At 60.1% G+C, this 6,120-nt stretch carries 4 protein-coding genes; 1 reads left to right on the forward strand and 3 read right to left on the reverse strand.

Annotated features, from left to right (window positions below; translation table 11 throughout):
• A partial coding sequence (locus tag AC1RQP_RS40015) for an Ig-like domain-containing protein (RefSeq protein WP_492943256.1) occupies positions 1–3,098 on the reverse strand: 3,098 nt, incomplete at its 3' end.
• 216 nt (positions 3,099–3,314) lie between these two features.
• On the reverse strand, positions 3,315–3,776 hold the full coding sequence (locus tag AC1RQP_RS40020) for a transglutaminase-like cysteine peptidase (RefSeq protein WP_492943258.1): 462 nt from the start codon (positions 3,774–3,776) through the stop codon (positions 3,315–3,317).
• Between the two features lie 232 nt (positions 3,777–4,008).
• Here AC1RQP_RS40020 and AC1RQP_RS40025 point away from each other — a divergent pair, with 232 nt between their 5' ends.
• Positions 4,009–4,278, forward strand: coding sequence for a hypothetical protein (locus AC1RQP_RS40025; RefSeq protein ID WP_492943260.1), 270 nt, complete (start codon positions 4,009–4,011; stop codon positions 4,276–4,278).
• A 12-nt stretch (positions 4,279–4,290) separates the two neighbouring features.
• Here the strand turns inward: AC1RQP_RS40025 and AC1RQP_RS40030 are convergent.
• The coding region (locus AC1RQP_RS40030) for an Ig-like domain-containing protein (protein ID WP_492943262.1) at positions 4,291–6,120 on the reverse strand (1,830 nt) is incomplete at its 5' end.

Consider the following 6,120-nt stretch of genomic DNA (forward strand, 5'->3'; position numbering starts at 1 on the left):
AGGTCCTGGATGTGGACGTCCTGGGCGATGGCGGCCTGGTCCGGCAGGACGTGATTGTCGTCACCGATAGGCTGCGCGCTGGCCGTAGCCTGCACGTGGAAGTCCCCTTCCCCGGTGTAGCTGTCGTGCTGGGCCAGTGGTGTCGTCACCGACGCTGCCGCCGGCGCGGGCGCAAAGTTGAAGCCGCTCATCGGCGGGTCAATCACCAGGGTGCCGCCAGCGCCGTCGCTCGAGAGATTGAACGTCGAGTGGGTATAGTCCCCCACCAGCGTCAGTTGGGCGGTATGGTTCTGGGCATCGGTGACGGTCAGCAGGCCCCCCGAGGTGTCTCCGGAGAACGAGACCTTCGTCCCGGTCCCATAGGCAATGTCCCGGAGATCGAGGATGTCCGAGCTGTTCGGGTTGCCGTCGCCTGACAGGCCGTAGATCTTCCCGGTGAACTGCGTCGACTTGTCCAGGATCAGCGTGCCGGTTACCGCCTTGAACGTGATCGAGCCGGAGACCGCCCCCGTGAGCTCGAGAGACGCTCCGGCCGCGATGGTCGCGGCCTGGCTCATATTGGCCAGATCGAGCGCGAGCTTGCCGGTGACGTCGATGACGGTCGATGCGGTATTGATCACGCCATCGCCGTTGAGATCCTGATGGAACAGCGTTTCCATCGCCTTGAACGCGGCACTGCTGCCGGACACGCTGCTGAGCAGGTCGCTGGTCCAGTTGCCGTTCTTGTCGACGCTCCAGACCGTATAGAGGCCGGTCGAGGAGTTCTTCCAGGCGACGTCGTATCCGGTCGCCGTCGTCTCGACACCCAGCGGCTTCCAGGCACCGAACTGACCGTCCACGAACGTCACGCCACCGTACTTCAGCAGCAATCCCGCCTCGCCCGACGCCGGGGTCAGGAGGTAGTTGCTGCCGACCTGGGACAGGCTGGTGTCCCCGATCGATTCGATCGTCTTGGTCGCGGTGCCCCCGGACGGCGCGGCCGGAACTCCGATGGTGCCGTCGCCATTGAGGTCCTGGTTCAGAAGGCCCTCAATCGCCTTGAACGCAGTGTTGCTTCCCGACACGTTGCTGAGCAGGTCGCTGGCCCAGTTGCCGTTCTTGTCGACGCTCCAGACAGTATAGAGCCCCGAGGACGTGTTCTTCCAGGCGACGTTATATCCGGTCGCCGTCGCCTCGACGCCAAGCGGCTTCCAGGCACCGAACTGGCCGTCCACGAAGACGACGCCGCCGTACTTCAGCACGAGATCGGTACCGCCGCTCGACAGATAGAAGTTCTTGCCGACCTGCACCAGATTCACGGACCCGGCCGATTCGATCACCGTTCCGATCACCGGATCGAAGACGTTCGAAAGCTGGCTGACATTGCCGGCGGAATCGGTAGCCGTCGCCACGAACTTGTGTACGCCGGAGGCCAGCGAAACCGTCTTGACGGTCCAGTGAGCCTGAGCGTCCGCCGTTCCGGAGCCGAGCAACCTAGCGCCCTCGTAGACCGCGATCTTGCTGCCTGCTTCGGCCGTTCCGGAAACAAGCATCGTGTTGTTCGATCCAAGACCATCCGAAACAATCTTCGGTGCGGTTGGCACGACCGTGTCGATGGTGATCGAAGATGCAGCGGAAGCCGAACTGCCATTCCCGGCAGCGTTGGTCGCCTTGGCCGAGAACACATGCTTGCCATCGGCGAGTTTCGTCGTCGTGTACGACCAGTTGCCATCGGCTCCCACGCCAACCGTGCCCAACTTCGTACTTCCGTCATAAATCTGCACCGTGCTTGCAGATTGGGCTTTTCCGGAGATCACAAGTTGCTTGGCATTCGTTATATGGTTACCGGGCAGCGCTGTGTCCGGAGATACCGAAACGATACTTGGCGCGGCAGGAACGGGTGGCACCTCGACGATGAACGGCTCGGCTCCAAGATAGAACGAGACCTGTTGCATGCCCGCCACCGTCTTCAGCGCGCTTGAGCTGACGATCGGATTGTACAAATTGACGTGCTGTTGGCTGCTCGCAAATGTGACCGTCACGAGAGATTTTTGAACGGTGAGATCAGTCTTTCCATCTGAAATCGCTACACCACTGTTCCAGACGATGATTTCAAACGTACCATCCGACTTCTGCAGCAGCATCGACGAGGCGGTGGACGGTAATCCGGAAATTGAATAGCTCAGCGCTCCCAGTTTGGACGAACCGGTGCCCGGATCAGCCAAAATGCTGGTCAGGTTGTGAATGTCTACCGCCGCGGGCTTCGTGCTGCCATCAGCACGAAAAAGTCCGAAATGCGCTTCGCGATCGTGAGCCCCGCCGGCCTCGTCCATGAGGTCGTAAAGAAACGTCTTGGCGACGCCGCTCTTGTACGCGTCCAGCAAGAGATTGGTATCGATGATTCCCTGGGCGTACTCCGACGCGACGCCGGAGTGCGAGCTGCCATATCCAGAACTCGATATGCCTCCCTCGGTAATATAGATGCTTCGATCTGGATTTGTCTGTCGAGCCAGCGCAACCTCCGCTGCAAGTGTCGCTTGCAACTGCTCACCGACACCGGCGTAGACATGCAAATTGGAGGCATCGACGTAGCGGCTTTCGTTGGGCAGCGAACCGCTGATCGACCATAGTCCCGCAGTCGAGGATGCGACCACGGCAACACCCTTCAGCACGCTGTTGGACTGAACCGCTGCATTGAGCGCTGCATCTACCGCAGCGCTCCATTGAAGATTTCCGCAGGAATCCTTGCCGTTGTAGTACCAATGGTTGATGTTGTATTCGTTAGCCCCCTCCAAAGCGATGACGCTACCAGGGACGAGCTTCTGCAACTGCGCAGCATTCTTTACGTCGGCAGCCACGTCGATGACGCCGGCGCCCGCCCAAGTGTACTGATTGGCGAGCTGAAGATCGAATTTGATGCCCGCTTTTGCGAGTGTCACAAAAGCCGAGAACGTCCAATCGAACGGCGTTCCGTCTCGGATCTGGTTGACACCAAGATAGGATAGCTCGCGGAGGATCGACTTTATATCAGTCCAATTTGGCGCCCCGGAGTCGACGTGGGTCGCGACGCCAACAGAGCGCAGGAAGCCGAGCGCACTACCGGCTTGAACACTGGGCATAACGTAGATTCCGTTGATCTAACCGACGGCTGTACAGAAAACATGGTTAATATTGGTTAATAGTCGGTCAGCGTTCCGAAATCAATTGCGGCGGCATGCCGCCAGGATCTGATCCAATCAGCGATCAGGCACGCTCGCATCAAGCCAATAGGCAGACTCCCGCGAAGACGACATTCGAAGCCAAGTATACTCGGTCTTCAACTCGATTGGCGTCAGCTAGGAACTCAGGTTGTCCAATACAAACTTGCGCTGATCTATCGCAGCCACGAGGACCAGATGGTGCTCTCCGGTCTTCATCTTGACGTTCGCCAACTGGAGGGCGGAGGAAGGCCATCCCATTCTCAGGAGCTGATGCCGTTTGGTGATTGCATAATCGTAGCAGTAGCCGCAATGCGGCATAACGAGCCAACGCTCGTTTGGCAACGCGGTTTGCAGAAATGGATGGGGCAGGATCTCAGAATTCACCAACTGGTTCATCGCGTCAAGATTTCGCAACTTCTTTTCCGCGGAGCTCTTGGAAAAACTTTCGAACGCGGCCTTCTCAACGCAATCATCCAGATGGACATGACAAAACAGGGTGAAGCCCAACGGAGGCAATGCGGTCGCGCGGTGCGGGACGTATGCGAACGCATTGTCACCACTCTGTGACAAGGCCGTCACAACAATGATCGCCATCATCTTGTTTCCAGCCAGCATTCGCGTCCGCCTGTGGAGGCTTATATTGCCAAACTAAACAGCGGTGGGTTGGCGGAAGAAGAGCGAAAAATACCTAGACTTTGTGCAAGCAACTGCTTCAAAGTTGTTCAGAGTGTTTCCAAGTTGTGGTTTTTCAATGAGACAATCGCTGACCGCGCTGTTGATCACGTCGACCCTGACGGTATCCGGGTGCTGCGCTATTGGAGGTTGTCCAATGCCGGAACTCACCACCGCGGCGGAAGGCAATCCGGACGGGCTTAACGCAATCGAGACAACCGAGAACCAGCCAATCGATTCCGCCCCAAGCAACACCGCTCAGAAGAACCACAACGCGATCTCGTCGCGAAAGCGGGCGACCAAGATCGAACCATATTCGTGGGAATGGCTCGCGCAGGAGAATGCAAGAAAACGCGCGGATGCGGCGCGAGTATCGCGCATGCTTACGATTTGCCAGGATTGCAAGTCCGACGCTTCCAGCCGATAGCCGCCTGGCTTCCTACCTGAGGATGAAGTGCTGGATGTCCTGGATGTGGACGTCCTGGGCGATGGCGGCCTGGTCCGGCAGGACGTGATTGTCGTCACCGATAGGCTGCGCGCTGGCCGTAGCCTGCACGTGGAAGTCCCCTTCCCCGGTGTAGCTGTCGTGCTGGGCCAGTGGTGTCGTCACCGACGCTGCCGCCGGCGCGGGCGCAAAGTTGAAGCCGCTCATCGGCGGGTCAATCACCAGGGTGCCGCCAGCGCCGTCGCTCGAGAGATTGAACGTCGAGTGGGTATAGTCCCCCACCAGCGTCAGTTGGGCGGTATGGTTCTGGGCATCGGTGACGGTCAGCAGGCCCCCCGAGGTGTCTCCGGAGAACGAGACCTTCGTCCCGGTCCCATAGGCAATGTCCCGGAGATCGAGGATGTCCGAGCTGTTCGGGTTGCCGTCGCCTGACAGGCCGTAGATCTTCCCGGTGAACTGCGTCGACTTGTCCAGGATCAGCGTGCCGGTTACCGCCTTGAACGTGATCGAGCCGGAGACCGCCCCCGTGAGCTCGAGAGACGCTCCGGCCGCGATGGTCGCGGCCTGGCTCATATTGGCCAGATCGAGCGCGAGCTTGCCGGTGACGTCGATGACGGTCGATGCGGTATTGATCACGCCATCGCCGTTGAGATCCTGATGGAACAGCGTTTCCATCGCCTTGAACGCGGCACTGCTGCCGGACACGCTGCTGAGCAGGTCGCTGGTCCAGTTGCCGTTCTTGTCGACGCTCCAGACCGTATAGAGGCCGGTCGAGGAGTTCTTCCAGGCGACGTCGTATCCGGTCGCCGTCGTCTCGACACCCAGCGGCTTCCAGGCACCGAACTGACCGTCCACGAACGTCACGCCACCGTACTTCAGCAGCAATCCCGCCTCGCCCGACGCCGGGGTCAGGAGGTAGTTGCTGCCGACCTGGGACAGGCTGGTGTCCCCGATCGATTCGATCGTCTTGGTCGCGGTGCCCCCGGACGGCGCGGCCGGAACTCCGATGGTGCCGTCGCCATTGAGGTCCTGGTTCAGAAGGCCCTCAATCGCCTTGAACGCAGTGTTGCTTCCCGACACGTTGCTGAGCAGGTCGCTGGCCCAGTTGCCGTTCTTGTCGACGCTCCAGACAGTATAGAGCCCCGAGGACGTGTTCTTCCAGGCGACGTTATATCCGGTCGCCGTCGCCTCGACGCCAAGCGGCTTCCAGGCACCGAACTGGCCGTCCACGAAGACGACGCCGCCGTACTTCAGCACGAGATCGGTACCGCCGCTCGACAGATAGAAGTTCTTGCCGACCTGCACCAGGTTCACGGACCCGGCCGATTCGATCACCGTTCCGATCACCGGATCGAAGGTGCTCGAGAGCTGGCTGACGTTGCCGGCGGCATCGGTCGCCGTTGCCACGAAATGGTGCGCACCGACCGTCAACGAGGCGGTCTGCACGCTCCATCTACCCTGGGCATCGGCCACGCCCGTGCCGAGCAGTGTCGAACCTTCGTACAACGCGACCTTGCTGCCCACCTCCGCTGTGCCGGAGACGACCGTCGTGTTGCTCGCACCAACGACATTCGACACGATCTTCGGCGCGGTCGGCGCAACCGTGTCGATCGTCACCAGCAGCGCACCAGAAGCCGCGCTTGCATTCCCGACGGAATTGACCGCCTTGGACGAGAACGAATGGTCGCCATCGGTCAGAACGCCGGTCGCAAACGACCATGCACCGTTGGCATCGGAGGTAACCGTCCCGACCAGCTTCGTGCCGTCGTATATCTGAACCGTACCGCCCGCCGAAGCCGTCCCGCTCAGAGTCAGCTGGTTCGC

This window comes from Bradyrhizobium sp. GW821-FHT13H06 (genome assembly GCF_058803975.1).

Excerpts from the sequence above, each read along its gene's own strand:
- AC1RQP_RS40020 (WP_492943258.1), bottom strand. The coding sequence starts at position 3,776 with ATGATGGCGATCATTGTTGTGACGGCCTTGTCACAGAGTGGTGACAAT.
- AC1RQP_RS40025 (WP_492943260.1), top strand. The coding sequence starts at position 4,009 with ATGCCGGAACTCACCACCGCGGCGGAAGGCAATCCGGACGGGCTTAAC.